This window comes from Gluconacetobacter asukensis (genome assembly GCF_014174375.1).
Classification (GTDB): Bacteria; Pseudomonadota; Alphaproteobacteria; order Acetobacterales; family Acetobacteraceae; genus Gluconacetobacter; species Gluconacetobacter asukensis.
Window position 1 is genome coordinate 127,342 of the sequence record NZ_JABEQE010000010.1, and the last position, 25,656, is coordinate 152,997.

Sequence of the window (25,656 nt, forward strand, 5' to 3'; positions counted from 1 at the left end):
GGCACGTGGACGGTTCCGCCTCCGGCCTGTCGCTGTCCGACGATCCTGGTCTTGCGCAGGCCGGCGTGCGGCTGCAGGCCGCGCGGGCGGCGGATCTGCGGGCGGAACTGGACCAGTTGCGCCATCTGATGGCGATACAGGATCGGGCCCTGTCCGGTCGCCTCCTGCGTGTGGCACGGATTATCCGGGCGATGACGCGTGGTCGCGATCCGTTCGGCCGCCCGTTGAGCGAGGCGGCGGCGCGCCTGTGGGCCCGGGTCGGGCGTGACGGAATCGGGCCGGCATTGGGCTATGTCGGGCGCGCGCTGTTTCCGCGCGCGGCCGGCGCCCCATTGCGCGGGGGGCAGGGAGAGAGCCTGCCCGTGGTGGCGCCGGCCGACTGGACGCCCCTGATCCTGGTCATTGCGGAACTCAGCCTGTCGCAATGCGCGAAATATCGTGTCTGGCAGCGCGTCGAACAGATGCGGCTTCTGGGCTGGGCATGCCGGGTGGTGGATTGGCGCCATACCGCCGAGGCGCTCGGCGCGCTGCAATTCTGTTCCGGCGTGGTGTTCTACCGCGTGCCGGCCTTTGCGTCCGTGCAGGGGATGCTGGACGAGGCGTGCCGCCTGGCCATTCCGTCCTGGTGGGAAGTCGACGATCTGATCTTCGATCGTGACCTCTATGCCCGGAACGGCAACCTGGCGATGCTGTCGAAGCAGGAGCGCGGACGCCTGCTGTTTGGGGCCGGATTGTTCCGTGCCTGCATGCTGGGGTGCGGAAAGGGCATTGCCTCCACCCCGGTCCTGGCACAGGCGATGCGGGATGCCGGCGTGGCGGACGTGGCCGTTATCGACAATGCGCTTGATGCGGAAACGCTGGATGCGGCGCGGTCGGCGCTTGCGTCTCTGCCGCCGCGTGCGGACGACGAGGGTGGACCGGTCGTCGTGATCTACGGATCGGGCACGCGTACGCATGATGCCGATTTTCTTGTGGCGGCGCCTGGGCTGATCGCGGCGATGGCGGAAGATGCAAGGCTGGTGCTGTGGATTGTGGGCGAGCTGGCATTGCCGCCTGCGATGCGGGCGCTGGGTGAGCGGGTCGTGGTGCTGCCCGGCCGGCCCTATGCGGATTATCTGGCGCTGATGGCGCGCGCGGATATCGCGATCGCGCCTCTGGAAGACAGTGTCTTCAATGATGCGAAGAGCAACATCAAATATCTGGAAGCTGCTGCCGTCGGCGTGCCACTGGTCTGTTCGCCCCGGCGGGCTTTTGCCGATGTGATTGTCGATGGCCACACCGGTTGTCTGGCCGCGAGCGAGGGGGAGTGGACGCGTGCGCTGCTGGCGCTGGCGGGCGATGGGGCGCTGCGGCGCGCCGTGGGGGAGCGGGCGCGTGCCGATGTCATGGCGCGCTATGCGCCTGCGCGGGTGGCGCAGGCGCAGCTGCGGGCGGCATTCGGTGCGCCGCCGCCCGTGGTCCGGGACGGGCGGTTGAGGGTGCTGTGCGTGAATGTCTATTACCCGCCACGGGCTTTCGGCGGGGCGACGCATGTTGCCGTGGAAATGGTCGAGCGGCTGCGGGCCGGCGGGCGGGCCGAGCTGTCGGTCTTCACGGCCCGGCCGGGCCATGCGGGCGATCCGGACCGTCCGGCGGCGGCGGCGCGCTATACGCATCGCGGCGTGCCGGTGGTGGCGGTCGATCTGCCGGCGACGGCCGATGGCATCATGATGTTTCACCATCCGGCGGCCGCCGCGCTGTTCGAGCAGCATGTCGCGGCGTTTCGTCCCGATGTGGTCCATCTTCATGCCACCCAGGGGCTGGGCGTGGGGCTGGTGGATGTGTGCCGGGCGCGGGGCATTCCTTATGTCATCACGCTGCATGATTCCTGGTGGTTGTGCGACCGGCAGTTCATGGTGCGCGCGGATGGGCGTTTCTGCGGCCAGAAACGGATCGATCTTCGGGCCTGCCAGCGCTGCCGGCCGGAGGCGCGGTATCTGGAGGATCGCGCGGCGCTGGCGGGGGCCGCGTTGCGCGATGCAGCACTTCTGCTCAGCCCCAGCGCCACGCATCGCGACCTGCATCTGGCCAATGGTGTCGATCCGGCGCGGATCGTGGTGCATCGCAACGGCTTTCGCTGGCCGGTCGGGCGCAGATCGCGGCGGCCGGCCGGCAGCCCGCTGCGTTTCGGCTATGTCGGGGGTGTGGAGGCGGTGAAGGGTTATCCGCTGATCCGTGCCGCGTTCGAGGCGCTGGAGCGGGGAGACTGGGTGCTGCGCCTGGTCGATAACAAGACGGTGCTGGGCATGAACACGATCGACGTCGCCGACTGGCGGACGCGGGGCGCGGTCGAGGTGGTGCCGGCCTATGATGACGGGACGATCGATGCCTTCTTTGATTCGATCGACGTCCTGCTGTTTCCGTCATGCTGGCCGGAAAGCTATGGCCTGACCGTACGCGAGGCCCTGGCCCGCGATGTATGGGTTGTTGCCTCGGCGCCGGGGGGGCAGGCGGAGGATATCGTGGCCGGCGTGAACGGCACATTGATCGGGCTGACGGCCGAGACGGGCGAACTCGTGGCGGCGGTGACGGAATTGCTGGACCGGCCGGACCGTCTGGCGGGCCATGTCAATCCCTGCAAGAGCCAGCTGGTTACCTGGCAACAGCAGGCGGAGACATTGCTGGAACTGCTGCGGGGGGCCGCCGGGTCATGGCCCGAAGGATTGCCGGCCGGTCCCGGCTGAGCAGCAGGAACAGCAGGCGGCTTTTCCACCCGGCCATGCAGGCGGTGTCGGGCCGGCCACGCAGCATGTCGTCGATCCAGGCGGCGGGGAAATGATCGCGTTTTGCCAGCAGGTCGCGCCAGGCGTTTGTCCAGCCGATTCCACATGGATTGTCGCGCAGAAGCTCGATCTTGATGAAGGGGGTGTCGGGCGCGCGCGCGATCGACAGCCAGTCGATATGCATCGGATTGACGGGAACGAGGCGGCGCGGCCCCCGTGCAGTGTCGGCCCAGGCCGAGGCGGCGTGCAGGCCCGCCGCGCGGATGGCGGTGCCCAGGCCCATTTCGCCGTGCAGGATGATCTCGTCCTTGTTCATCTCGGCGAATGGCAGGGTGAGGACGCGCCGGATGGCCGGGTGGGCGAGTGCATCGGCGCCGAAGCACAGGAACCAGGATTGCAGATGCCAGACCGGAAAGCGGGATTCGACGAGGCCCCAGACATCGGCGGGGCGCGCCATCATGCGGTCCAGGATCGGTGCCAGGGGACGCAGCGGGCCGAACACGCTGTCATTGGCGAGGACGATCCGTTCGGCGCCCCTGGCGCAGCCGGCGGCCAGGAGATCCTGCCATGCGCCGAAATCCATGCCGCGATTGGGCCGGAGATGCGGCGTGATGCCCCGCTCCGCGCAGAAGCGGGCGATATCCGCCGACAGGTCGCAGGCCCCCGAAAGTGCGAGATGGACCGTCATGCCGCTGGCGGCGAGCTCGCCCAGGTAATGGCGGACATGTGGGCGCAGCAGGCCTGCCGGGTCGTATTGGGCGAACAGGCAGGTGACGCGCGGCCGGGTCATCGGACGAAAAGTGGTGCGAGTCCGTTATCTTTCATCGTCTCTTGTCCAGTTTTCCGCGAAATCGGGCAGTTTCGGGAAGGGGTGGCTATTTCGTAGTGCGTGTCAGCAAGAATTCGTATGCATCAAAGAATTTTGTGGCATAATATTTAACAGCGCGCTAAAAGCCGCGACCGCTGATTCAGAGCGTCGCGACGGTCCACCCCGTCGCGAATGTATTTCCAGGACCTGGCAGGAGAAGAGAGAACACATGAGCAAAGCCTTCATTGCAGCCGTCATCCAGGATTCGATCGACTGCACGGGGGTCGCCGCCAACCAGGCCGCGTCCGATCTGATTGCCGCGATCGTCAAGGAACTGAAGAAGGAAGGCGGGTTCACGCTGCCGTCTTTCGGGACCTTTACGGTCAAGAAGACCAAGGCGCGCAAGGCGCTGAACCCGCGCACCGGCGAGCCGGTGAAGGTGAAGGCCGGCAAGACCGTTCGTTTCAAGGCCAGTCCGAACCTGAAGAAGGCGGTCTGAACAGCCTTCCCGCCACGGCCGCCTGTCGGCCGTGGCCCACGCCCGCAAGACGGGCGTAGAAAGATCCGCTTTCTCTGCTCGGTCGGAGAGGGCGTGCCGGTTCTGTTCTTCGGATGCCCGGTCTTGACGCGATTATGGCGTCGTCAGCGCCAGGAGTGGCCGCGATTTCGGTCTGTCAGGATCGAGGCCGGAAATATCCTGCGCATGTCTTTCTGATTGTGAAATCCCGACATCCGGGTCCACTGGTCACCTGTTGCGGACGGGCTGCATGCGGCCGGCCGCGCGCCGGGGACAATTGTCATGACCGGCTGACGATGCGATCGTGCAACGGAATGCTTCAATACCATATTTCTTTTCGAAATCAATATGAAGAGGCCGCCGCGGCGGCGATGGGAATGGGTGCCGTTGCGTATGCACGGCCTGCCGTTCCCGACCTCTTCTTTCGAGGGGGCATCGGCGGGGGAGCGTGTCATCGCGTTGTCGGATTGGCTGGGGCGGGAGGATTCGAACCTCCGCATGGCGGAATCAAAATCCGCTGCCTTACCGCTTGGCTACGCCCCATTGGACCCGATCATGTCGGCCACGCCCTTCTAGAGGGAAGGACGGGGCCGCGTAAAGGGGGTTCTGTATCGCGGGTTTAGAACTGGTCGGGCAGCGGGTCGAGCGGCAGGTCGATCGACGGATCGATCGGCTCCATGGGCTGCGTGATCTCCGGCGTGGCCGCGCGGCGGCGGGTCAGCATGCTGCCCAGGCGGGCGGCGCGGTCCAGCGCCTGGTCCAGGGCCGCCATGGTGCGGGACATGTCCTCGCTGTCATCGCGTTCCCACGCGCGCATCGTATAGGCCCAGACGCCGATCAGGCCCTGGATGCGCAGCGCGCCCGCGGGGCCGGAGATGTCGAGGCCGGCGGCGCCCGCCATCCAGCGCATGCTCTCGGCCGTGGTGGCGGCCAGGAACAGGGCCAGCGCGGGGTCGAACGGCAGGGCGCGCATGACCGCGCGCACGCCCTCGCGATATTGCTGCAGGACGTCGAAGCGGCGCATCAGCACGTCGAACAGCCGTTCCCGCACGTCCCCGGTGCTGCCGTCATCGACCAGGGCGGACTCGTCGGCCAGCCGTCCCAGCTTCAGCAGGATGGCGGTCTTGACCGGAAAGCGGCGCCGGGCCTCGTCCAGCGGCACGCCGGCATCGCGCGCGGCATCGACGACGGTCAGCCGTCCCCAACCGTAAAGGGCGGCACGCTCCATGGCGGCGCGAAGCAGGGCATCGTCGAACTGATCGTTATCCATAAGCTTTCTGACGGTCATCTGGTCTGTGGCCTGGTCCGGCCGATCCGGGAGGCTTGGTCTTCATTGCGGTTAAATTACGGCGCAGGCGCGTGCAAGTTCGCCGCTCAGGATGCGAGTTCGTGCGCGCGCCGCGCCGCCGCGGCGATGGCCTGCTCCATCGTCGCCGGCCAGGCCCGCGCGGCCATCAGCACCTCCAGCGCCTGCTGGGTCGTGCCGCCGGGGCTGGTGACGCGGCGGCGCAGTTCGGCCGCGTCGATGCCGGACTGCTCCATCAGTGCGCCGGCGCCCGAGACGGTGCGCCGGGCGATCCGCCGGGCCAGGTCGGCGGGCAGGCCCTGGGCGATGCCGGCCTGCTCCATCAGTTCGGCCAGCAGGAAGACATAGGCCGGGCCGCTGCCGGATACGGCGGTGACGGCGTCCATCTGCGCCTCGTCCGCCACCCAGGCCACGTCGCCCACCGCCGAGAGGAGGCGGGTGCACAGCGCGCGGTCGGCCTCGGTCGCGGCAGGGGGGGCGAAGCAGACGGTCATGCCCTGGCCGACGGCGCTGGGCGTGTTGGGCATGGCGCGGATGACGGTCGCGCCCGGAGTGCCGGCTTCGGCAAGGGCTGCGGTGAGGCCGCCGACCGTCTTGCCGGCCATGACCGACAGGATGGGCGCATGGCGGGCGAAACGCGCGATGGAGGGCAGGATCTCGGCCGCCTTCTGCGGTTTCGTTGCCAGGATGATCAGGGCGGGCGTGAAATCGTCCGGCAGGTCGGAGGCCTGCCGGACCACGCTGTGCGGTGCCGGGATATCGTCGCGGTGCCGGTCGAGAATGACGGACGGGGCCAGCCCGTCCGCCAGCCAGCCGGCCAGCATCGCCCCGCCCATCTGCCCGCATCCGACGAGCAGCAGCGGGGGAAGCGAACCTGCCGGGGTCTTTCCCTCGGTCACGCCTCGCCCGCGCAGTCGAGCATGGCGGCCTCGAGCGCCTCGGTCGGGGTCTTGCCGCCCCACAGCACGAACTGGAAGGCGGGGTAGAAGCGTTCGCACTCGGTGATGGCGATGTCGATCATGTCTTCCAGGCTTTCCATCGACGCGCCGGGCGCGCCGCGCAGCAGGACGGCGTGGCGAAACAGTGGCATCCCGCTTTCCAGGTCCATCCCGAAATGACCGATCCACAACCGCTCGTTGGCCAGGGCCACCAGTTCGAACAGGGCCCGGCGCTGCTGGGGCGGGACCTTGAGGTCGAACGTGCAGGTGAAATGCATGGCGCTGACTTCGCGCGACCAGGAGAAGTACAGACCGTAGTCGCACCATTTCCCGGGGGCTTCGGCGGCCATTTCCGAATCGTTGCGGCGTTCGAACGCCCATTCGTACCCGCCGACGATCTGTTCCATCAGGTCGAGCGGGTTGGCGTCGTGCTTGGGAGAGGAGATGGAGAGGGCAGGCATGTGGGACTCCCCTAGGCCGTGGAGGGAGGGGGCCGGCGTCGTGCGTCGGACCCCGTACGTCTGCAGAACGGACCGTGTGCCGTTCCCGCCACGGGTGGGAACGCGGTCACACCCCAACCCTATGGGCGGTCTTGCCATGCTGGCAAGCGCACGCGCATGCGTGCGGACAATGGAGACGAAAAATTTATTTTTCAGGCGTAATTGCCGAACGGGCCGCCCGGCGGTTCAGGGGCCGGGAAGGGCTGGTCCGGGGTGATGACGGCTTCCAGCGTCGCGACTCGTGCTTCCAGCGCCGCCAGGCGGGCGTCGGAATCCTCCTGGGCCGCGCGGGCGCGGGCGGCGAGTTCGCGCACGACCTCGAATTCCTCGCGCCGGACCAGGTTCAGCGTCGACAGCACTTCGTCGACCCGCACGCGGACGATGGCGCCGACCTCCTCGCGCACGCCGGCCAGGGCCGAGAGCGCGCCGCCGGCGACACCGGCGAGATCGTCAAAAAAACGTGGCCTGTCGGACATGGCGGGTCCTCCTGTGTTCACTGCCGGGTCTGTGCCCGCACCCGCCGGGGCGGCACGGACCAGGGAATTGCATGCGCAGCATATAGACAGTCCGGCGCCGCAAGGCCATCCGCCAATGCGGATGGGTGGGTGGCTGACGTGGCGCCTCTTCGAACCTGCTGCGATCTGTTTTATAGAGTAGGGCATGATCATCATCACCGGAGGGGCCGGTTTCATCGGCTCATGTCTACAGGCGGCGCTGCGGGCGCGGGGCGAGGAGACGGTGGTCGTCGACTGGCTGGGGACGGGCGACAAATGGCGCAACGTGGCGCGCCATGCGCCCGACCGGCTGGTGGCCCCCGAGGCGCTGGAAGCGTTCCTGGACAGTCGGCCGGACGTGTCGGCCGTGCTGCATATGGGCGCGATCAGCGAGACGACCGCCCGGGATGGCGACCTGGTCTGGCGCACGAATGTCGATCTGTCGGCGCGCCTGTGGCAGTGGTGCGCGCGGGAAGGGGCGCGGTTCATCTATGCGTCCTCGGCCGCGACCTATGGCGGCGCCGACCGGCCGGAGCTGTTTTCCGACGATCCGGCGCGGCTGGAGGCATTGCGGCCGCTGAACCTGTATGGCTGGTCGAAACATGTGTTCGACCGCCATGTGCAGGGTTGGGTCGCCGCGGGGGAGCCGGCGCCCGCGCAATGGGCGGGGCTGAAATTCTTCAACGTCTACGGCCCCAACGAGTACCACAAGGGCGGCATGATCTCGGTCGTGAAGGTGAAGTACGACGAGGTGCGTCGTGGCCAGCCGGCCACGCTGTTCCGCTCGAACGTGCCGGGGCTGGCCGATGGGGCGCAGGCGCGCGACTTCATCTGGGTGGGAGACGTGGTGAACGTCATGCTGTGGCTGCTGGACAATCCGCAGGTCAGCGGGCTGTTCAATTGCGGCACCGGCGTCGCGCGGACCTATCTGGACCTGGCCCATGCGGTCTGCGATGCCGCCGGGCTGCCCCGGCAGGTCTCCTTCGTCGACATGCCCGAGGCGCTGCGCGGGCAATATCAATCCTATACCTGCGCCGACATGACGCGGCTGCGGGCGGCGGGATACACCAGGCCCTTCACGTCGCTGGAGGATGGCATCCGCCGTTACGTTCACGATTATCTCGCCACCGACGACGCGTATCTGTGACGCCCGCCCGGTCTCTGCCCCTTTCGACGTCGAAGGACGCCGCATGCTGCCTGTACTGATCTTTCCGCAATTCGATCCGGTCATGGTGCATGTCGGGCCGCTGGCGATCCGCTGGTATGCCATGGCCTATATCACCGCGCTGCTGGTCGGCTGGCGGCTGGTGCGCCATCTGGTGACCCTGGCGCCCCGGGCCGCCACGCCGGAGCAGGTCGACGACTTCCTGACCTGGGCCACGCTCGGCGTCGTGCTGGGGGGGCGGCTGGGCTATATCCTGTTCTATCAGCCCCAGCTTTACCTGGAGCATCCGCTGTCTGCCTTGCAGGTATGGCATGGCGGGATGTCCTTTCATGGCGGCGCGCTGGGGGTGGTGTTGGCGCTGGCGCTGTTTTCCTGGCGCAACGGTCTGAGTTTTCTGGCCTTTTCCGACCGGGTGACCGTCGTGGTGCCGATGGGGCTGGGGCTGGGCCGGGTCGCGAATTTCATCAACGGGGAATTGTGGGGCCGTGCCGCGTCGGCGGACCTGCCCTGGGCGATGGTCTTTCCGCAGGCGGGGCCGGAGCCGCGCCATCCTTCGGAACTGTATGAGGCGCTGCTGGAAGGTGCGGTACTGTTCACCGTGATGTGGCTGGTGGCGCGCAGCGAGCGGATTCGCGAACGGCCGGGCTTCCTCGCCGGGCTGTTCCTGTTCGGCTATGCGGTGGCGCGCAGTTTCTGCGAGTTCTTCCGCGAGCCCGACGCCTTTATCGGGTTCCTGCCCTTCGGGACCACGATGGGGCAGATCCTGTGCATTCCGATGGCGATCGCGGGGGCGGGACTGATGGCGCAGGCGATGATGAGGCCGCCGCGTCCGGTGCTGATGCCGGCCGCAATCGGGACGGAAGAGGCGGAGCGCCCGTGAGCGGCCCATGAGCGGCACCATGCCGGAGCGGCTGGACCGGTTCATGGCGCGGGCCAATGCGGCCTATTATGCTGGGCGCGACCCGTTCGCCGATTTTGTCACCGCGCCCGAGATCTCGCAGATGTTCGGTGAGATCCTCGGTGCGTGGGTGGCCATCACCTGGCAGGGGATGGGGCGGCCGGACCCGTTCATCCTGGCCGAGGCGGGGCCGGGGCGCGGTACGCTGATGGCCGACATGACGCGGCTGCTGGCGCGGGTTGCCCCGGATTGCCATGCGGCTGCGCGGGTGCATCTGGTCGAGACCTCGCCCCGGCTGCGGGAGGTGCAGCGCGCGGCGCTGGCGGGGCGGACGGCGCAGCCCGTGGCGTGGCATGATCGGATCGAGGCGCTGTCGGACGGGCCGGTGATCCTGCTGGCCAATGAATTTCTCGATGCGTTGCCGATCCGGCAGTTCGTGAGGACCGGGGCGGGGTGGAGCGAACGCTTTGTGGACGGGGTGGGGTTTGTGGCCCTGCCGGCGGGCGACCTGCCGGAGGGGCCGTTCGACCGGCCCGTGCCCGAGGGCGAGATCCTGGAATGCTGCCCGGAGGCGCTGGCGGTGGCGCGGGGGCTGGCGGCGCGGTTTGCCCGGTCGCCCGGCACGGCCCTGTTCATCGATTACGGGTATGACGGCGCGCTGTGGGGCGACACGTTGCAGGCCCTGCGGGATGGCCAGCCGGCCTGGCCGCTGGCCGATCCCGGGCTGGCCGACTTGACGGCGCATGTCGATTTCGCGGCCCTTGCCCGTGCGGCGGCGGGGGCGGCCTGCCATGGCAGCGTGACGCAGGGGGCGCTGCTGGCCGGGCTGGGCCTGTTCGCGCGGGCGGAGCAACTGGCCCGCAACCGGCCGCCGGTGGAAGCCCATGCCATACATGACGCCGCCCAGCGGCTGGCGGCGCCGGACCGGATGGGGCGCCTGTTCAAGGCTCTGGCGATCACGTCGCCGGGTCTGCCCGCGCCCCCCGGCTTTGCTGTCGAGCCGGCCGGGGGCGATGTGCGATGAGGGAGGATGCCATGATCCGTGACGATGTCGGGGGGATGATTCCCTCGGATGCGATCCTGCATCATGACCTGCTGGGCGGTGTGCCGCACGGGTTCTTTACCCGGCTGGGCGGCGTGTCGGAGGGGCCTTATGCGAGCCTCAACTGTTCGACCCGCTCGGGCGACGACCCGGCGGCGCTGGCGGAAAACCGGCGGCGGGTGGCGCTGGCCATGGGTGTGGCGCCGGAGCATCTGCTGGGGGTGACGCAGGTTCATGGCGACGGGGTGGCAACGGTGACGGTGCCCTGGCCGGTGGGGCAGGGGCCGGCCGCCGACGCGATGGTGACCGACCGGCCGGGGCTGGCGCTCGGGGTGATTACCGCCGATTGCGGGCCTGTGCTGTTCGCCTCGGCGGACGGTCGGGTGGTGGGGGCGGCGCATGCCGGCTGGCGTGGGGCCGTCGGCGGTGTGCTGGAGGCGACGCTGGCGGCCATGGTGGCGCTGGGGGCGGCGGCGTCTTCGGTGCGGGCGGTCGTCGGTCCGTGCATTGCGCAGGACAGTTACGAGGTCGGGGGCGATATGCGCGCCCAGGCGCTGGCGGCCGATCCGGCGGCGGCATCGTTCTTTGCCGCTGGCCGGCGGGCGGATCATTTCCAGTTCGATCTGGCGGGGTATTGCGTGGCGCGCCTGCGCCGTGCGGGCGTGGGGCAGGCGGTGGCGCTGGGTGTCGACACGCTGGGCGACGAGGTGCGCTTTTTCAGCCATCGGCGGCGGACTCTGGCCGGGGGTGGGCCGATCGGGCATCAGATTTCGGTCATTGCGCCGGCTGGTGCTACAGGTCTGGCATGATTCGCGTGCTTCCTGTTCGTCGTCTCGCTGGCCTGACCGGTGCTGCCAGCCTGCTGCTTCTGTCCGGATGTCTGGACGTGCCGCATCCGTTCCGTGATCCGGGGCAGGTGGGGCGGTCGCTGGCCCGCAATGCGCCGCCCGCGCGGCTGGCGATTCCGCTGCCGGCGGCGGCCTTGCTGGGTGACGATGCCGCACGGGAATGGAGCCGCGACATGGCGGCCGCCCTGCTGGAGCAGACGGTGCCGGCCCTGGCTCAGCCGGTGCGCCCCGGCGACTGGTGGCTGCGGCTGGGCGCGGAGACGCGTGGCGGGCAGGTGATCCCGACCTACAGCATCATGACGCCGGCCGGCGTGGTGCGCGGGTCCGGGGAAGGGGTGGGTGTTCCCGCTGCCGCCTGGGCGGCCGGCGATGCGGAGGCGCTGCGCCAGTCCGCGCGCCAGCTCGCACTGGCGATCGCGGGTGCCCTGACGGGCATCCAGGCCGATCAGATGGCGCAGGACCCGCACAGTCTGAAACATCGTGCCGCGCGGATCTATTTCGCCGGGGTGAAGGGCGCGCCGGGCGATGGCAACGTGGCACTGGCCCAGGCGTTTGTGGCGTCGCTGCGCGATGCCGAGGATGCGGTGCAGGAGAGTCCGCGCGAGGCGGATTTCACCGTCGCCTGCGCGGTGAGCGTCAGCGAGGTCATTCCCGGGGGCTCCGGCCATCCGCAGCAGCATCTGCAACTGGTCTGGCGGGTGGTGGACGCGCAGGGCAAGGAATCGGGGGCTGCCACGCAGTTGCATGACATCGATGCCCATTCGCTGGACGGGCATTGGGGCGAGGTGGCCCTTGCCGCTGCGCAGGAGGCAGCGGGTGGGGTCCGACAGGTGATTTCGCGCTATTCGGGGCGTGATAACGCGCCTCTGCCGCCGCCGGCCGGGGTGCCTGCTGTGGCGAAGGCGCAACGCCAGGGATGATCCCGCGTTCGCGGCATGGCCGACATGCGCGATCGATACGCGAGACGGATGACAGGACGGGGCGCGATTGCTAGAACCCGCGCGCCAGCCATGAGTGCGCCGTCCGGGAGCGTTGCCAGATGAAGATCGTCGCCTGTAACAGCAATTTGCCCCTGGCCGAGAAGGTCGCGGCGGAATTGCGGATGCCGCTGTGCAATGTCTCGGTCCGGCGTTTCGCGGACATGGAAGTGTTCGTCGAGATCCACGAGAATGTGCGTGGCGAGGACGTCTTCGTCATTCAGAGCACCTGCTCGCCGACCAATGACAATCTGATGGAGCTGCTGATCATGCTCGACGCACTGCGTCGCGGGTCGGCGCGTCGGGTCACGGCGGTGATGCCCTATTTCGGCTATGCGCGGCAGGATCGCAAATCCGGCCCCCGCACGCCGATCAGCGCCAAGCTGGTGGCGAACCTGCTGGTCGAGGCCGGAGCGAACCGTATCCTGACGATGGACCTGCATGCGATGCAGATCCAGGGCTTCTTCGATATTCCGGTGGACAATCTCTATGCCGCGCCGCTGTTCACGCGCGACATCAAGGGGCGGATCGAGCCCGGTTCGCTGCCCTATGCGGCGCCGGCGCTGGATATTCCCGGCGGGTTCGAGAATCTGATGATCGTCTCGCCCGATGTCGGCGGCGTGGTGCGCGCCCGGCAACTGGCCCAGCGGTTGAATGTGGACCTGGCGATTATCGACAAGCGGCGCGAGCGGGCCGGTGTGTCCGAGGTGATGAATGTGATCGGCGATGTGCGCGGCCGCTACTGCATCCTGGTCGACGATATCGTCGATAGCGGCGGTTCGCTGTGCAACGCCGCCGTGGCGCTGATGAACCAGGGCGCGGCGGCGGTCGAGGCCTATGTGACCCATGGCGTGCTGACCGGCAGTGCGGTGTCGCGCGTCGCCCAGTCGCCGATCCGCATGCTGACGCTGACCGACAGCATCGCCGAGACCGAAGCCGTGGCGAAGGCGGAGAATATCCGCCAGATCAGCACCGCCAACCTGCTGTCGCGCGCCATGCGGGCGGTGTCGGATGAAAGCTCGGTTTCCTCTCTGTTCGATTGAGGGGACGCGCATCGGATTGACCGGTGGGGTGCCGGCGACCTATCCGGGATGGGTGGATCGATAATAGGAGCCCCCGGACATGACCCGGATGATCGCCCGGCCTTACTGGTATCTGCGTCATGGCGAGACGGACTGGAACGCCGAGGGGCGCTCTCAGGGGCGGTCCGATATTCCCCTGAACGCGCGCGGGATCGCCCAGGCCGAGGCGGCGGGTGCGCTGCTGGCCCGGGATGAGGCCGCCTATGCGCCGGTGGCGCGGATCGTGTCCTCGCCGCTCTGCCGGGCCCTGCGTACGGCGCAGATCGTGGCGCGGGCGATGGCGGCACCAGGGGCGGAAGCCCTGCCGGTTGCGGTGGATGACGGGCTTCAGGAGGTCTGCTTCGGCGATCAGGAAGGTCAGCCCATGGGCGACTGGTACGATAGCTGGATTGCCGGAGAGTATACGCCGAAGGGTGCCGAACCGTTCGCCGAGCTGCGTGCCCGGGCGGTGGCGGCCGTGAACCGGGCGCTGGATGGCGAGGGGACGGTGCTGATCGTCTGCCATGGGGCGATGTTCCGTGCCCTGCGATCGGCGATGGGGCTGCCGGCCAATGTGCGCCTGCCCAATGCCACGCCCCTGTGGGTTCAGCCGCCGACGGCAGGAGCTGCGGTGTGGAGCCTGGACGTGATGGGCTGAGGGCGCCGGTTGGTGCCGAAATATTTGCCTCGGTCGGGCTTTTCCGTTAAACGCCCCCACGCGCGGGCACCCCTGGAGGCCTGCGTGAACAGGTTTTCAGGAGCATTACAGTGACCCAATTTACGAAACTCGAGGCTTCTTCGCGCGCGAAGGCTGGTAAGGGGGCAGCGCGCGCGACGAGGCGTGCCGGTCAGGTGCCGGCCGTTGTCTATGGTGCGAAGCAGGAACCGACGCTGATCGCGCTGGACCCGCGTCTGGTGCTGCGCGAGATGCACAAGGGCGGCTGGCGTTCGCGCGTGTATGACATCACCGTCGATGGTGTGTCGTCCACCGCGCTGATGCGTGAAGTGCAGCTTCACCCGGTGACCGACCAGCCGGTCCATGTCGACTTCCAGCGTCTGGCCGCCGGCGAGCATGTGCATGTCGAAGTGCGCATCATCTTCACCGGTGAAGACAAGTCCCCCGGCATCAAGCGCGGCGGCGTGCTGAACATCGTCCGCCACAGCGTGGAAGTCAGCGTCGATCCGGCGAACATTCCGTCCTCGTTCACGGTCGATCTGTCGCAGCTCGACATCCACGACAACGTGCGCTGGGACGATCTGCAGGGCACCGCGGATGTGACGCCGCTTCTGCAGATCCCGAACTTCGTCATCGCCACCGTCGCGGCGCCGAGCGTCGACGACACGGCTCCTGCCGAAGCAGCGGCGGCCCCGGCCAAGGCGGCTCCGGGCAAGGGCGCGGCGAAGAAGTAAGAACGGCCAGACGGCCAGACGACAGGAACGCGTAATGCTGCTCTGGACCGGGCTCGGTAATCCTGAGCCGGGAATGAGCCGGCATCGGCACAATGTCGGTTTCATGGCCGTCGACCGCATCGCGTCCCGCCATGGCTTCACGCCATGGCGGAAACGCTTTCGCGGCGAGGTCGCCGAGGGGCGGGTGGGCACGCACAAGGTGCTGCTGCTCAAGCCCATGACCTATATGAACCTTTCGGGCGAAAGCGTTCAGCAGGCGGCTGCCTTCTACAAGATACCGGTCGAGTCCATCACTGCCTTCCATGACGAGCTGGATCTGGCGCCCGGGCGGGTGCGGGTGAAGCGGGGCGGTGGGGCGGCGGGCCATAACGGCCTGCGGTCGATGGACAGGATGCTGGGCAGCCAGGATTACTGGCGGGTACGCCTCGGCATCGGGCACCCCGGCGCGCGCGAGCGTGTGACGGGCCATGTGCTGGGTGATTTCTCGAAAAGCGATCAGGACTGGCTGGAGCCGATGCTCGACGGCCTGTCCGACACGGCGCCGGTCCTTGCGGACGGGAAGCCCGAACTGTTCATGACCAAAATGGCCATGCTGGCCGGGGAGAAGGGCTGATGGGGTTCAATTGCGGTATCGTGGGCCTGCCGAATGTCGGCAAGTCGACCCTGTTCAACGCCCTGACCGAGACGGCTTCGGCCCAGGCCGCGAACTATCCTTTCTGCACCATTGAGCCGAATGTCGGCCGGGTGGCGGTGCCTGACCCGCGCCTGTCGGCGCTGGCGGCGATCGGCAAGTCGCAGAAAATTCTGCCGACCAGCCTGGAATTCGTCGATATCGCGGGCCTGGTGCGCGGCGCCTCGCGCGGGGAGGGGCTGGGCAACCAGTTCCTGGCCAATATCCGCGAGGTGGATGCGATCATCCATGTGCTGCGCTGTTTCGAGGATGACGACATCACGCATGTCGAAGGCGGGGTCGATCCGATCCGCGATGCGGAGATTATCGAGACCGAGCTGATGCTGGCCGACCTGGAGTCGCTGGAAAAGCGGATCGTCGCGCTGCAGAAGAAGGCCAAGGGCAATGACCGCGAGGCCGCCGCCCAGGTCGCGCTGATGGAGCCGCTGATCGCGGCCCTGCGCGAGGGACAGCCGGCGCGCAAGGCGATCCCGGCCGGGCAGGAGGAGGCCGTGCGCCGCCTGCAGCTGATGACCAGCAAGCCGGTCCTGTATGTGTGCAATGTCGAGGAGGCTTCGGCGGCCACCGGCAATGCGTTCTCCGAGCGCGTGCGCGCCCGGGCCGAGGCCGAAGGTGCTGCCACGGTCGTCGTTTCGGCGGCGATCGAGGCCGAGGTGAGCCAGTTGGGCGCCGAGGACCGCAAGGAATTCCTTGAAGGGCTGGGCCTGACCGATAGCGGGCTGGATCGCGTGATCGCCGCCGGGTACGGGCTGCTGGGGCTGCGGACCTATTTCACGGTCGGGCCGAAGGAAACCCGTGCCTGGACGATTACGGCCGGCACCCGCGCGCCGCAGGCCGCCGCGGTGATCCATAACGATTTCGAGCGGGGCTTCATTGCCTGCGAGACCGTCGCCTATGAGGATTATGTCCGGTATCAGGGCGAGGCCGGGGCCAAGGAAGCAGGCAAGCTGCGGATCGAAGGCCGTGATTATGTGGTGCAGGATGGGGATGTCCTGCTGTTCCGCTTTAATGTGTGAGAGCCTGATCGAAAATGCGCGCTGGTGGCGATCCGACGCGCGTTTTCTGCGCTTCGGTGCTCACGGCCGATAAGGCCGCTCTCGCTCACCAGCCCACATTTTCGGTCTGGCTCTGAGGGGTGTCGGTGTCTGCTTCTTTTTCTGGAGAAAAAGAAGCAAAAAGACTTTTTCCGTTCAGGAGCTTTGCACGGTGCAAGCGCAAGGCTCCTGAACGAATCAGAGTTTTTTGGTTCTTTTTTGCAAAAAAGAACGAGAAACGATCGCCCGGCTTTTTTCTCCCTTGCCCATGCCGGGCGTGCGGTTCGAAAATGAGCCGTTATCGAGGCAGGGAGGCCGGCTATGAACGCAGTCACGTCCGTCATGGAAGCAGAGGGCCAGTGGGTCCCGGCCATGCCGGAGCTGGCCGCGCGGGCCCGTGCCGCTGCCCGGGTTCTGGCGCAGAGTTCGTCCGAGACGCGCAACGCCGCCCTGCGCTATGCGGCGGCTGCCCTGCGGGAGCGGCAGGACGAGATCCTGGCGGCGAATGCGCTTGATCTTGCCGCATCTACCGCGACCGCCGCGTTCCGTGATCGGCTGACCCTGACCCCGGCGCGGGTGGAGGCGATGGCGGCGGGGCTGGAAGATATTGCGCAGCTGCCTGATCCGGTCGGGCGGGTGCTGGCGGACTGGACGCGGCCCAACGGATTGCAGATCCGCCGGGTGGCCACGCCGGTGGGCGTGATCGGCATGATCTATGAAAGCCGGCCCAATGTCGGGGCCGATGCGGCGGGCCTGTGCATCAAGTCGGGCAATGCGGTGATCCTGCGCGGCGGGTCGGAAAGCCTGCATAGCGCGCGGGCCATTCATGGGGCGATGGCGGCCGGCCTGCGCGCTGCCGGTCTGCCGGAGGCGGCGGTGCAGATCGCGCCCGATGCCGACCGGCGGCATGTGGCGGACATGCTGGGGGCGGCCGGGCAGATCGACCTGATCATTCCCCGTGGCGGCAAGTCGCTGGTCGAGCGCGTGCAGCGCGAGGCGCGGGTGCCCGTGCTCGCGCATGCCGAGGGGCTGTGCCACACCTATGTCCATGAAGCCGCCGATCCGGAGATGGCGCGGGGGCTGGTGATCAATGCCAAGATGCGTCGGACGGGGATCTGCGGTGCGACCGAGACGCTGCTGATCGATGCCTCGGTGGCGCCGGCGCTGTTGCCGGGCATTGTTGCGGATCTGACGGCCAAGGGATGTGCCTTCAGGGCGGATGCGCGGGCGCGGGCGATTCTGCCCGATCTGCCGGCCGCCAGCGACGCCGATTTCGGTACCGAATGGCTGGATGCGATCCTGTCGATCGCGGTGGTCGATGATGTGGACGACGCGCTGGCGCATATCGCGCGGTTCGGCAGCGCGCATACCGAGGCGATCGTGACCGAGGATGCCGAGGTCGCGGCCAAGTTCCTGAACGGCACCGACAGCGCGGTGGTGATGTGGAATGCCTCGACCCAGTTCTGCGATGGCGGGGAGTTCGGATTCGGGGCGGAAATCGGCATTGCGACCGGGCGCATCCATGCCCGCGGCCCGGTCGGGCTGGAGCAGTTGACGATTTTTCGGTACGAAGTCATCGGGACGGGCCAGCTTCGTCCCTGACCATGACAGCGCTTCCGGTGTGGGGGGACGGGCGGCGTATTCGGGTCGGTCTCCTGGGGGGATCGTTCAATCCGGTGCATGTCGGCCATCTGCAACTGGCGCGGCGGGCGTTGCGGCTGTTGCGGCTCGATCAGGTCTGGCTGATGGTCTCGCCGGGCAATCCGCTGAAACCTGCCAAGGGCATGGCGCCGCTTGCGACCAGGCTGGCGGCGGTGGCGGCACAGGTCGATGGGCGGCGCATCATCGCCACCGATATCGAGCGGCATCTCGGAACACGCTATACCGTCGACACATTGGCGTTGCTGGTCAGGCGTTTTCCCAATGTGGAATTCGTCTGGCTGATGGGGGCGGATGGGCTGGCGGAATTGCCCCGTTGGCGGCGCTGGCGGCGTATTGTCTCGATGGTTCCGTTCGCGGTGCTGCCCCGGCCATCTTACAATCCGGCGGCTTTGCGGGGGCGGGCGGCGCTGGCGCTCGGCCGCTGGCGGCGGCCGGCGCGGGAGGCGCCGACCCTGGCGGATAGCGCGCCGTGCGCCTGGGCCTTTCTTCCTGCCCCGCAGATCGGTATATCAGCAACGGAATTGCGTGCCGGCGCGTTGAAGAGTGCGATGGCGCGGCAAGATGATCCCGCACAGGATGAAGCAGGAGTAAGAGTCATCGCCAGGAAGCCTCCGGCCGATACGGGTACCACTCGTCGCACGGCACCCAAGAAGACAGCCGGCACGACCGGCAGAAAGACTCCGGCCGGATTGGCCGCGGTACCCGGTGCCGCACGGGCGCCGGGCACGCCGCGCAAGAAGGCGGCCGTTGCCGGCCCCGGCAAGGCGGTGAACCGCGAACCGGCGGAAATCAGCAAGCTCGAGAAATATCTGACGGTCATCACCGAGAGCCTGGCCGACGACAAGGGCGAGGATATTGTGGTGCTGGACCTGACGGGGCGTGCGTCGTTCGCCGACCGGATGGTGATCGCGACCGGTATTGCCGACCGCCAGATTTCGGCCATGGCGACGCATCTGGAGCGCAAGCTGGGTGAAGCGGGGCTGAAGCGGGTGCTGATCGAAGGCGCGAATGGGTCCGACTGGGTGCTGATCGATGCCGGCGACATTGTCGTGCATCTGTTCAAGACCGAGGCGCGGGCCCAGTACGGCCTGGAACGCATGTGGGGGGCCGATCTCGACGTGCCGCCCGGCGGGGCGCCGGAGGCTGAGTAGGACGCGGTCCGATGATGCGGCTGATCGCTGTCGGGCGCATGAAGGACCGTGTGGAACGCGACCTGTTCCAGCGTTATGCCGATCGGCTGACGCCGAAGCTGGATATGGTCGAGGTTGCCGAGGGCAGGGGGGCCGCCGCGGAAATCAAGCGGCGCGAAGGGCAGGCTCTGCTCTCCGCCCTGCCTGACCGGGCCTTCGTCATTGCAATGGACGAGGGCGGACGGGCGCATGCCAGCCTGGATTTTGCCCGGCATGTCGAGCGCTGGCTGGGCCTGTCGCGGCCGGTCTGTTTCCTGATCGGGGGAGCGGAAGGGCTGGACGGGCCGGTGCTGGCGCGTGCCGACGATACATTGTCGCTGGGGCCCATGACGTGGCCGCATATGCTGGTGCGTGGGTTGCTGGCCGAGCAGCTTTATCGCGCGCGGGCGATTGCGTCAGGGCACCCATACCACCGCGCCGGACGCCCCTGAAAAGCCTGCTTGGAAATGCGCGCTGGTGGCGATCCGACGCGCGTTTCCTGTGCTTCGGTGCTCACGGCCATTGAGGCCGCTCCGCTCCGATGCTCGGAAACACACGACGGGCGCGACCCGTTCCGGGCCGCTCTCGCTTACCAGCCCACATTTCCAAGCAGGCTTTTGGAGCCCGAATGTTATGCGCGGCGGCGGTGATCCGTCAGTGTTTCGATCAGGTCTTAACGAATGGAACGGTTCGGGGCGTCTTCGCGGAAGGCGTGGCCGTAGGTGATGCTCGGCAGGCTCTCGGGCGCTTCGGCCACTTCGGTCGTCCGCATCGGGTGGCGCAGGTCGCTCGGTGCGCTGTTGACGGTCTGCGGGATCGAGCGCTCGCTGCTGGCGGTCATGATGCGGCCGCTGGTGTCCGGACGGGAATAGATGAACCCGTAGGTCGGATAGATGCTGCCATAGGCGCCGTTCTGGTTCAGCGCGACGCGAACCGCCGTCCAGTCATTGTTGGGCGAGACGTCGATCACTGCCACGTTGCGGCTGATGCCGCGCTGGGCCCAATGCGACTGGTCGATCACGATGGTGCGGCTGTCGACGATCTGGCGGACGACCGCGACATGACCCAGCGGCATGCGGCGGTTGGCGCGGAAATTCAGGATGCTGCCGGCTTCGGGCGCGGCACCGCGGGCGTAGACACCGGCGGCGTTGTACCACCAGTTGACGGCATTTCCGTGCAGCATGACATCGGATGCCGACTTGGCGAAGGCCACGCACTGGATGACCCGGCCTGCTTCATGATGCCTGCCGGTGCGGAACGCGACGTGGCGTCCGTGATGCGCAGCGTAGGCCGTATGATTGGCATGGGTAATATGCGTGGCGCGATGAACCGACTGGCGGGCATCTGCGTTGGAGGAGAAGACGAGGCCCAAGGACGCCGCTGCTACAGAAAAGAGGAACGCACGTCCCAAACCGCCTGCCCGCATCCCACAAGACCTCATACGCACTGTCGTTGCCCAGACAGGCGTAGCAATGAGGTCGCAACCCTGACAAGACGCCGCCGCATTTCTCATGCGCGATCGGTGACATTTTCAGAAAACCGGCGGTTTGGATTCAAAAAATAGGAATATATTCCTCATTAAAAAACACAGACCGCAGTTTTTCAATGGAAAATGGAAATTGCGGGGAGAATGGCGGACGGAAGGCCCGAGGCAGGCGGCAGCAGAATCGGAATCGGGACCCGTTGCATAAAAGCGACAGCCGATGTGGCTGACGGGTCCCGCTCCCGAGCGGGTCGAGGGCTTACTTGGTGCAGATCAGCATGATCTCGACCAGGACGTCCGGGCTGGCCATGGTGGCCTGGACGCAGGCGCGGGCCGGGGCGCCATCCTTGGGCAGCCAGGCGGACCACAGGACATTCAGGGCGTCGCGGTCGGTGATGTCCTTCAGCCAGATCTGGGCCTGGAGCAGGCGCGTCTTGTCCGTGCCGTGCAGTTCCAGTGCTTCGTCGATCTGCTCCAGAATATCGCGCGTCTGGGCGGAGACGTCGCCCTTCAGGTCGCGCGCGACGAAACCCTGGGTAAACAGGAAGCCGTGATATTCCACGACCTTGGACAGGATCGCGTTCGGTTCCGTGCGGATGATCTTGCTCATTGGGCCAGTCCTTCATGTTGGCGGCCACCCGGGCCGCGCCTGCCCTTCTCCGACACCGGGCCGGGGGCGGTCAACCGCCCTGGGGTGGCCCCGGGGAAGGCCCAGGGGGCGGCCCAAGGGACGGCATTGACGCGGCGAACTGTTCCAGCCGGGCGGGCGTGTCGAAATCCTCGTGGATCGTCTCGTCGCCCGGCACGGTGGCCGCGTGGGCGTCCAGGGTGCGGATCAGGGCGCCGCCGCCCCGGTCGCCGTCCAGGGTCATCAACTCCGGGATCATCGTCCGGTCCCACAGGACGGGATGGCCCTGTCGCCCGGCGTGAACGGGGATGGTGACGGGTGGTGTGTCGCGCCGATGGCGGGTGATCAGCCGGTCGATCAGGTCGGGGCGAAGGTGCGGCATGTCGCCCAGGCAGACCAGCACGCCTGCGGCGGGCCGGTCGGCGATTGCCTGCAGGCCGGCGCGCAGGCTGGCGGACAGGCCTGTCGCATGGTTGGCCGCGACGGTGATGCTTACGGGCCGGGCATAGGGTGCGTGGGCGTCGATCGCGGCCCGCAGCTCTGCCGCGCGGTGGCCCAGCACGACGACGACATGGTCGACCGTGCTGGCGCATACGGCCTGCACAGTGCGGGCGATCATCGGTGTGCCCGTAGCGTCGGCGACCAGCAGCTTGTGGTGCGGGGCCGAGCGTGACGACTGGCCGGCGGCCAGAATCAATGCGGTGATGGGGGCTGGAGCCGGAATCATGTCCAGCCGGGGTGGCGGCCCAGGGCTGCGTCGCGGCGCACGGCCACGATTTCTGCCAGGATCGACAGGGCGATCTCGGAAGCGCCGATCGCGCCGATGGCCAGCCCGACCGGTCCGTGGATCCGTGCCGTTCGTTCGGGGCCGATACCGTCGGCTGCCAGCCGGGCCAGTCGCGATGCCTGCGTCTTACGCGACCCCAGCGCACCTATATAGAAGGCAGGACTGTCCAATGCCGTCCGCAGGGTGGGGTCGTCCAGCTTGGCGTCATGGGTCAGGGTGACGATCGCGGTATGGGTGTCGATGGCAAGGGTTTCCAAGGCCTCGTCCGGCCATTCGGTGACCAGTGCGATGCCGGGGAAGCGTTCCGGGGTGGCCAGTTGTGTGCGCGGGTCGATGACGGTCACCGCGAAGCCCATCGTTGTCGCCAGCGGGGCCAGGACCTGGGCGATATGGACCGCGCCGACGATCAGCAGCCGATAGGGTGCCGTCAGCAGGTGCAGGAACCAGGATTCATCGTCTGCACTGGTGACGCGGCGGCTGCGGCCATCGCGGAACACCTGCTCCAGCATCGGGGCCAGGTGCGGATCGATCGGGCCGCCCGCGACGCTTGTGGGTTCATTCCTGGCCGTGCGTGTGATCAGGATGTGGTGCATGTCGGACAGGCGCGTCGCCAGCAGCGCCGGTTTCCGCTGGTGCCGCAAATCGACCGCCGCGCGCAATATGGCCATGGGAAGGGTGCCGCCTGGTCCGATCGCTTCCACCAGCACGTCCAGTTCGCCGCCGCAGGCCAGGCCGACTGTCCATGCCTGTTCCGATGTCACGCCATAGGACAGCAGGTTGGGCCGGCCATCATGCATCGCGGTCATGGCCGCATCGAGGACGGACGCCTCGACGCAGCCGCCGCTGACCGATCCTTCGATGCGCCCGCCGCCACTGACCGCCATCATGCTGCCGGGGGGGCGGGGGGAACTGCCCCAGGTGGCGATGACGGTGGCCAGCGCCGCCGGCTGCCCGGCTTCGGCCCAGGCGACGGCCAGGTCCAGCGGATCGTGAAGGAGGGGCTGCGACATCATGTCGGCCACTCTATCAGCGCGGATATAGACAGGCCAGCGGTGCCCGCTGCGGGGCAGGGCAGTCTTGCTCCACTGGCCGCCGGCTCGTACACAACGGAAACCTTTGGTGCCGGGTGCGGGCCGGAGGTCGGAAACCAGCCCGGAACCCGCCTTCGCGGCGCGTAAGGCCAGGAGTCGTCATCATGTCTTTGTCTTCCACGCCGGATCTGGCCGGGCTGGAACTGGCTGTCGTGCCGGTGACCGCCTTCGGGCAGAATTGTGCGATCCTGTGGGACCCCGTCACCCGCCATGCGGTGGTGGTCGATCCGGGCGGGGATGTTCCTGTCCTGCTGCACGCGCTCGCGGCGCGTGACCTGACGGTGGATTGCATCCTGCTGACGCATGGCCATCTGGACCATGCCGGTGGGGCGGATGCGCTGCGTAACGAACTGGTTCGTCTCCAGGGTGGAACGGTGCCGATCATCGGGCCGGATGAGCGCGATGCGTTCCTGCTGTCCGATATCGCGGCGCAGGCGGCCCGGTATGGGTTGACGGGCATGGGCAACGTGACGGTGGACCGTTATGTGACCGACGGTGAAATCCTGCCGGTGCTGGGCCGGTCGCTGGCGGTGCTGCATGTTCCCGGTCACACGCCTGGCCATGTGGTGTTCCACGACCCGAAAGCCGGCTTTGCCTTCGTGGGGGATACGTTGTTTCGCGGATCGGTCGGGCGCACCGATTTTCCCTATGGAAACGGTCCTCAGCTGCTTCAGGCCATCACCGATCGTCTGCTGCCGCTGGGCGACGAGGTGACGATCCTGCCCGGCCATGGGGACATGACCACGATTGGCGCCGAGCGGCGTACCAACCCGTTCCTGCGCTGATGTCGCCGACAAACAGAAGAGAGCAATGAATGATGTGGGATATGCGCATGTGTGCCGCTGCGTGCGGTCTGGTCGTGGCGCTGGCCGGAGGGCAGATGGTCGGAACGGCCCGGGCCCAGGATGACGCCCCGACCAAGGCGCAGTCTGAACTGTCGCGCGAGACGCTGACCATCACGGGCGGGAAGGGGGCGAAGCATGTCTTCTCCGTCGAGCTGGCCACCACTCCTGAGCAGCAGCGCATCGGCGAGATGTTCCGCACCTCGGTGCCGGCCGATCGCGGCATGCTGTTCGTCTGGCCCTATCCGCAGCAGAGCGACATGTGGATGGAAAATACGCTGGTCTCGCTGGATATCGTCTTCATCGGCGAGGATGGGCGGATTTCGGCGATTGCCGAAAATGCCGTGCCGCAGAGCCTGGCGCGGATCAGCAGCCATGGTCCGGTGCGCGCGACGCTGGAATTGCAGGGCGGCCTGACCGAAAAGCTGGGCATCGTCGTTGGTGACAAGGTGGACAGCAAGACGCTCGCGGCCCCAGCGGGCTGAGAGACAGCTGACAGGGCTGTTCTGCCGGCGATTCGACGCGTGTTTCCTGCGCTTCTGGAGGGGCTGCGGCCGATCAGGCCGTTCCGCACCGATGTTGGGATGCATGCGCCGAATCGCTGTTATGGCGCCGCAAAGTCCGATGGGGCCGGGTCTGGTAACGATCGGTGATCAGACTCGGATGCGGTTGTGATGGTTTTTGGCGGGATTGGTGGTCCGTCCCGCAATGGGCTGCCCTGGGGCTGCGAAGACGGTCGGCTGGCCGCGCATGCTGCGGCAAGTGACGATCGGGGGCCGTGCCTCTTGTGCATGGCATCGCGGCCCGGCGCCCGGTCGCCCCAGATTCGGTGACCACCTGGAACTGACGTAATCGTTCCCCTGCAATTCTGGCGGATTGGGATCATGGTGGCGTTGGCGCCGGCCATCCAGTCCGGCTGCCTGCCTCCCCTTATCATGAGGGTGCTGGCGGGATGTTGGCCGACAAGATGCCAGAGGGCCATCCTGTTGTCGGGCTGATGCGACCGGGAGGCGACGGTGGCGCCGCTGATCGCCTGATTCGCTGTTTTCTTCAGCTATGAGTCGGGTGCTGGCCGCAGGATGTCGCGGAGAAAGGCGGCAGGGCGAATCACGGGTGGGCGTATCCGGGGAGTTCTGAGTCATCCACGTGATTTTTTTGAATCGGGAAAAATCCCGGTTTCCTGCGCCTTGCGGCGGGCTGGGAGGTGTCGGGATGAATTTTTTATGCCCTTGGACGAAAGTCGGCTGTTGACGGTGTTAGGGGTGGGGTGTAGATCGCTCTTCACCGCCGGGGCTGAGGTTCTTGACCTGGTGGGGATGACCTGCTAGTTTCTTTGGCCCTTCTGGGGTGTTTGAGATTAGAAGTTGTTCTTTGACAATAGAATATGGAATGGAAGGGATATGTTGGCGGCGTTCTGACGGCCTGTGAGAATGGGTTGTTAGGGATTGGTTTTGATCTGGGTTTAGCCTGGGTTTGATTGATGCCTGCTTGGACGCTGTGATGCATATTTCTTTGATTTATGCGTTTTTATAGCTTCGAGTTT

At 67.1% G+C, this 25,656-nt stretch carries 26 protein-coding genes, 1 tRNA gene and 1 pseudogene; 18 read left to right on the top strand and 10 right to left on the bottom strand.

Features of this window, described 5'->3' with window-relative positions; translation table 11 throughout:
- The first annotated feature begins 5 nt into the window (after window positions 1-5).
- Window positions 6-2,723: a glycosyltransferase gene (locus HLH35_RS12730; RefSeq protein ID WP_338029344.1), complete on the top strand. Its 2,718-nt coding sequence runs from the start codon at window positions 6-8 to the stop codon at window positions 2,721-2,723.
- Here the strand turns inward: HLH35_RS12730 and HLH35_RS12735 are convergent.
- Window positions 2,632-3,552: a rhamnan synthesis F family protein gene (locus HLH35_RS12735; RefSeq protein ID WP_182979486.1), complete on the bottom strand. Its 921-nt coding sequence runs from the start codon at window positions 3,550-3,552 to the stop codon at window positions 2,632-2,634. The two genes, HLH35_RS12730 and HLH35_RS12735, sit on opposite strands and share 92 nt — an antisense overlap.
- 247 nt (window positions 3,553-3,799) lie before the next feature.
- Between HLH35_RS12735 and HLH35_RS12740 the strand changes: the two genes are divergently transcribed.
- Entirely contained in the window at window positions 3,800-4,069 is a 270-nt protein-coding gene (locus tag HLH35_RS12740; protein WP_182968648.1) for an HU family DNA-binding protein, read from the top strand.
- 486 nt (window positions 4,070-4,555) lie between these two features.
- Here HLH35_RS12740 and HLH35_RS12745 read toward each other — a convergent pair.
- The 5 genes from HLH35_RS12745 to HLH35_RS12765 form a co-directional block, all read right to left on the bottom strand.
- Window positions 4,556-4,630 (bottom strand) — tRNA-Gln (locus tag HLH35_RS12745).
- Between the two features lie 76 nt (window positions 4,631-4,706).
- On the bottom strand, window positions 4,707-5,357 hold the full coding sequence (locus HLH35_RS12750; RefSeq protein ID WP_246385064.1) for a TetR family transcriptional regulator: 651 nt from the start codon (window positions 5,355-5,357) through the stop codon (window positions 4,707-4,709).
- A 104-nt stretch (window positions 5,358-5,461) separates the two neighbouring features.
- Window positions 5,462-6,292 carry a pyrroline-5-carboxylate reductase gene (gene proC / locus HLH35_RS12755; protein WP_338029345.1) on the bottom strand — a complete coding sequence of 277 codons (831 nt, stop codon included), beginning with the start codon at window positions 6,290-6,292 and terminating at the stop codon, window positions 5,462-5,464.
- Entirely contained in the window at window positions 6,289-6,792 is a 504-nt protein-coding gene (locus tag HLH35_RS12760; protein ID WP_182950292.1) for a type III secretion system chaperone family protein, read from the bottom strand. The genes proC and HLH35_RS12760 overlap by 4 nt, the downstream gene beginning before the upstream one ends.
- Before the next feature lie 191 nt (window positions 6,793-6,983).
- Window positions 6,984-7,307 (bottom strand): accessory factor UbiK family protein, encoded by a 324-nt coding sequence (locus tag HLH35_RS12765; RefSeq protein WP_182979487.1) that lies wholly within the window; start codon window positions 7,305-7,307, stop codon window positions 6,984-6,986.
- 184 nt (window positions 7,308-7,491) lie between these two features.
- Between HLH35_RS12765 and rfaD the strand changes: the two genes are divergently transcribed.
- From rfaD to HLH35_RS12835, 14 genes and pseudogenes are all read left to right on the top strand, one after another.
- Window positions 7,492-8,472: an ADP-glyceromanno-heptose 6-epimerase gene (gene rfaD, locus HLH35_RS12770; RefSeq protein WP_182979488.1), complete on the top strand. Its 981-nt coding sequence runs from the start codon at window positions 7,492-7,494 to the stop codon at window positions 8,470-8,472.
- A gap of 43 nt (window positions 8,473-8,515) precedes the next feature.
- A complete protein-coding gene (gene lgt, locus HLH35_RS12775; protein WP_182979489.1) occupies window positions 8,516-9,370 on the top strand; it encodes a prolipoprotein diacylglyceryl transferase in 855 nt (284 codons plus the stop codon).
- Between the two features lie 7 nt (window positions 9,371-9,377).
- A complete protein-coding gene (locus tag HLH35_RS12780) occupies window positions 9,378-10,412 on the top strand; it encodes a class I SAM-dependent methyltransferase (RefSeq protein ID WP_182979490.1) in 1,035 nt (344 codons plus the stop codon).
- A 35-nt stretch (window positions 10,413-10,447) separates the two neighbouring features.
- Complete coding sequence (pgeF, locus tag HLH35_RS12785) at window positions 10,448-11,239, top strand: peptidoglycan editing factor PgeF (RefSeq protein WP_182979515.1); 792 nt, start codon at window positions 10,448-10,450, stop codon at window positions 11,237-11,239.
- Window positions 11,236-12,198 (top strand): hypothetical protein, encoded by a 963-nt coding sequence (locus tag HLH35_RS12790; RefSeq protein WP_182979491.1) that lies wholly within the window; start codon window positions 11,236-11,238, stop codon window positions 12,196-12,198. Before pgeF ends, HLH35_RS12790 begins: the two co-directional genes overlap by 4 nt.
- A gap of 119 nt (window positions 12,199-12,317) precedes the next feature.
- Window positions 12,318-13,298, top strand: a complete 981-nt coding sequence (locus HLH35_RS12795; protein WP_182979492.1) for a ribose-phosphate pyrophosphokinase — start codon at window positions 12,318-12,320, stop codon at window positions 13,296-13,298.
- A gap of 79 nt (window positions 13,299-13,377) precedes the next feature.
- Entirely contained in the window at window positions 13,378-13,974 is a 597-nt protein-coding gene (locus tag HLH35_RS12800) for a histidine phosphatase family protein (RefSeq protein WP_182979493.1), read from the top strand.
- Between the two features lie 110 nt (window positions 13,975-14,084).
- Complete coding sequence (locus HLH35_RS12805; protein WP_182968640.1) at window positions 14,085-14,726, top strand: 50S ribosomal protein L25/general stress protein Ctc; 642 nt, start codon at window positions 14,085-14,087, stop codon at window positions 14,724-14,726.
- Window positions 14,727-14,760: 34 nt separating this feature from the next.
- Window positions 14,761-15,339: an aminoacyl-tRNA hydrolase gene (gene pth / locus HLH35_RS12810; protein ID WP_182979494.1), complete on the top strand. Its 579-nt coding sequence runs from the start codon at window positions 14,761-14,763 to the stop codon at window positions 15,337-15,339.
- Window positions 15,339-16,433: a redox-regulated ATPase YchF gene (gene ychF, locus HLH35_RS12815; protein ID WP_182979495.1), complete on the top strand. Its 1,095-nt coding sequence runs from the start codon at window positions 15,339-15,341 to the stop codon at window positions 16,431-16,433. Before pth ends, ychF begins: the two co-directional genes overlap by 1 nt.
- 360 nt (window positions 16,434-16,793) lie before the next feature.
- On the top strand, window positions 16,794-18,053 hold the full coding sequence (locus HLH35_RS12820; protein WP_345148406.1) for a glutamate-5-semialdehyde dehydrogenase: 1,260 nt from the start codon (window positions 16,794-16,796) through the stop codon (window positions 18,051-18,053).
- 2 nt (window positions 18,054-18,055) lie between these two features.
- A pseudogene (locus HLH35_RS12825) lies at window positions 18,056-18,673 on the top strand (nicotinate-nucleotide adenylyltransferase); the annotation flags it as partial.
- 129 nt (window positions 18,674-18,802) lie between these two features.
- Window positions 18,803-19,264 carry a ribosome silencing factor gene (rsfS, locus tag HLH35_RS12830; RefSeq protein ID WP_246385066.1) on the top strand — a complete coding sequence of 154 codons (462 nt, stop codon included), beginning with the start codon at window positions 18,803-18,805 and terminating at the stop codon, window positions 19,262-19,264.
- A 14-nt stretch (window positions 19,265-19,278) separates the two neighbouring features.
- Window positions 19,279-19,734, top strand: coding sequence for a 23S rRNA (pseudouridine(1915)-N(3))-methyltransferase RlmH (locus HLH35_RS12835; protein WP_182979517.1), 456 nt, complete (start codon window positions 19,279-19,281; stop codon window positions 19,732-19,734).
- A 221-nt stretch (window positions 19,735-19,955) separates the two neighbouring features.
- Here the strand turns inward: HLH35_RS12835 and HLH35_RS12840 are convergent, their stop codons facing one another.
- The 4 genes from HLH35_RS12840 to HLH35_RS12855 all read right to left on the bottom strand — a co-directional run bounded on the left by HLH35_RS12840 (window position 19,956) and on the right by HLH35_RS12855 (window position 23,190).
- Complete coding sequence (locus tag HLH35_RS12840) at window positions 19,956-20,708, bottom strand: CHAP domain-containing protein (RefSeq protein WP_182979497.1); 753 nt, start codon at window positions 20,706-20,708, stop codon at window positions 19,956-19,958.
- 316 nt (window positions 20,709-21,024) lie between these two features.
- On the bottom strand, window positions 21,025-21,375 hold the full coding sequence (locus HLH35_RS12845; RefSeq protein ID WP_182968635.1) for a RidA family protein: 351 nt from the start codon (window positions 21,373-21,375) through the stop codon (window positions 21,025-21,027).
- A gap of 70 nt (window positions 21,376-21,445) precedes the next feature.
- Window positions 21,446-22,120, bottom strand: a complete 675-nt coding sequence (locus HLH35_RS12850) for a nucleotidyltransferase family protein (RefSeq protein WP_182979498.1) — start codon at window positions 22,118-22,120, stop codon at window positions 21,446-21,448.
- Window positions 22,117-23,190 (bottom strand): XdhC family protein, encoded by a 1,074-nt coding sequence (locus HLH35_RS12855; RefSeq protein WP_182979518.1) that lies wholly within the window; start codon window positions 23,188-23,190, stop codon window positions 22,117-22,119. The genes HLH35_RS12850 and HLH35_RS12855 overlap by 4 nt, the downstream gene beginning before the upstream one ends.
- Window positions 23,191-23,375: 185 nt before the next feature.
- On the opposite strand from HLH35_RS12855, the gene HLH35_RS12860 reads away from it, so the two are divergent.
- The gene (locus tag HLH35_RS12860; RefSeq protein ID WP_182979499.1) at window positions 23,376-24,056 is read left to right on the top strand and encodes an MBL fold metallo-hydrolase; all 681 of its coding nucleotides are present in this window, start codon (window positions 23,376-23,378) and stop codon (window positions 24,054-24,056) included.
- Between the two features lie 47 nt (window positions 24,057-24,103).
- Window positions 24,104-24,598: a DUF192 domain-containing protein gene (locus HLH35_RS12865; RefSeq protein WP_408870124.1), complete on the top strand. Its 495-nt coding sequence runs from the start codon at window positions 24,104-24,106 to the stop codon at window positions 24,596-24,598.
- Window positions 24,599-25,656 lie beyond the last annotated feature (1,058 nt).

Bases quoted from the DNA above. Each gene is read 5' to 3' on its own strand.
- HLH35_RS12760 (WP_182950292.1), bottom strand. From the start codon at position 6,792: ATGCCTGCCCTCTCCATCTCCTCTCCCAAGCACGACGCCAACCCGCTC.
- HLH35_RS12735 (WP_182979486.1), bottom strand. From the start codon at position 3,552: ATGACCCGGCCGCGCGTCACCTGCCTGTTCGCCCAATACGACCCGGCA.
- HLH35_RS12850 (WP_182979498.1), bottom strand. From the start codon at position 22,120: ATGATTCCGGCTCCAGCCCCCATCACCGCATTGATTCTGGCCGCCGGC.
- HLH35_RS12820 (WP_345148406.1), top strand. From the start codon at position 16,794: ATGGAAGCAGAGGGCCAGTGGGTCCCGGCCATGCCGGAGCTGGCCGCG.
- HLH35_RS12790 (WP_182979491.1), top strand. From the start codon at position 11,236: ATGATTCGCGTGCTTCCTGTTCGTCGTCTCGCTGGCCTGACCGGTGCT.
- HLH35_RS12845 (WP_182968635.1), bottom strand. From the start codon at position 21,375: ATGAGCAAGATCATCCGCACGGAACCGAACGCGATCCTGTCCAAGGTC.
- HLH35_RS12765 (WP_182979487.1), bottom strand. From the start codon at position 7,307: ATGTCCGACAGGCCACGTTTTTTTGACGATCTCGCCGGTGTCGCCGGC.
- HLH35_RS12780 (WP_182979490.1), top strand. From the start codon at position 9,378: ATGAGCGGCACCATGCCGGAGCGGCTGGACCGGTTCATGGCGCGGGCC.
- HLH35_RS12740 (WP_182968648.1), top strand. From the start codon at position 3,800: ATGAGCAAAGCCTTCATTGCAGCCGTCATCCAGGATTCGATCGACTGC.
- HLH35_RS12750 (WP_246385064.1), bottom strand. From the start codon at position 5,357: ATGGATAACGATCAGTTCGACGATGCCCTGCTTCGCGCCGCCATGGAG.
- HLH35_RS12840 (WP_182979497.1), bottom strand. From the start codon at position 20,708: ATGCGGGCAGGCGGTTTGGGACGTGCGTTCCTCTTTTCTGTAGCAGCG.
- HLH35_RS12865 (WP_408870124.1), top strand. From the start codon at position 24,104: ATGTGTGCCGCTGCGTGCGGTCTGGTCGTGGCGCTGGCCGGAGGGCAG.
- HLH35_RS12855 (WP_182979518.1), bottom strand. From the start codon at position 23,190: ATGTCGCAGCCCCTCCTTCACGATCCGCTGGACCTGGCCGTCGCCTGG.
- HLH35_RS12835 (WP_182979517.1), top strand. From the start codon at position 19,279: ATGCGGCTGATCGCTGTCGGGCGCATGAAGGACCGTGTGGAACGCGAC.
- rfaD (WP_182979488.1), top strand. From the start codon at position 7,492: ATGATCATCATCACCGGAGGGGCCGGTTTCATCGGCTCATGTCTACAG.
- HLH35_RS12795 (WP_182979492.1), top strand. From the start codon at position 12,318: ATGAAGATCGTCGCCTGTAACAGCAATTTGCCCCTGGCCGAGAAGGTC.
- pgeF (WP_182979515.1), top strand. From the start codon at position 10,448: ATGATTCCCTCGGATGCGATCCTGCATCATGACCTGCTGGGCGGTGTG.
- ychF (WP_182979495.1), top strand. From the start codon at position 15,339: ATGGGGTTCAATTGCGGTATCGTGGGCCTGCCGAATGTCGGCAAGTCG.
- lgt (WP_182979489.1), top strand. From the start codon at position 8,516: ATGCTGCCTGTACTGATCTTTCCGCAATTCGATCCGGTCATGGTGCAT.
- pth (WP_182979494.1), top strand. From the start codon at position 14,761: ATGCTGCTCTGGACCGGGCTCGGTAATCCTGAGCCGGGAATGAGCCGG.
- HLH35_RS12860 (WP_182979499.1), top strand. From the start codon at position 23,376: ATGTCTTTGTCTTCCACGCCGGATCTGGCCGGGCTGGAACTGGCTGTC.
- HLH35_RS12800 (WP_182979493.1), top strand. From the start codon at position 13,378: ATGACCCGGATGATCGCCCGGCCTTACTGGTATCTGCGTCATGGCGAG.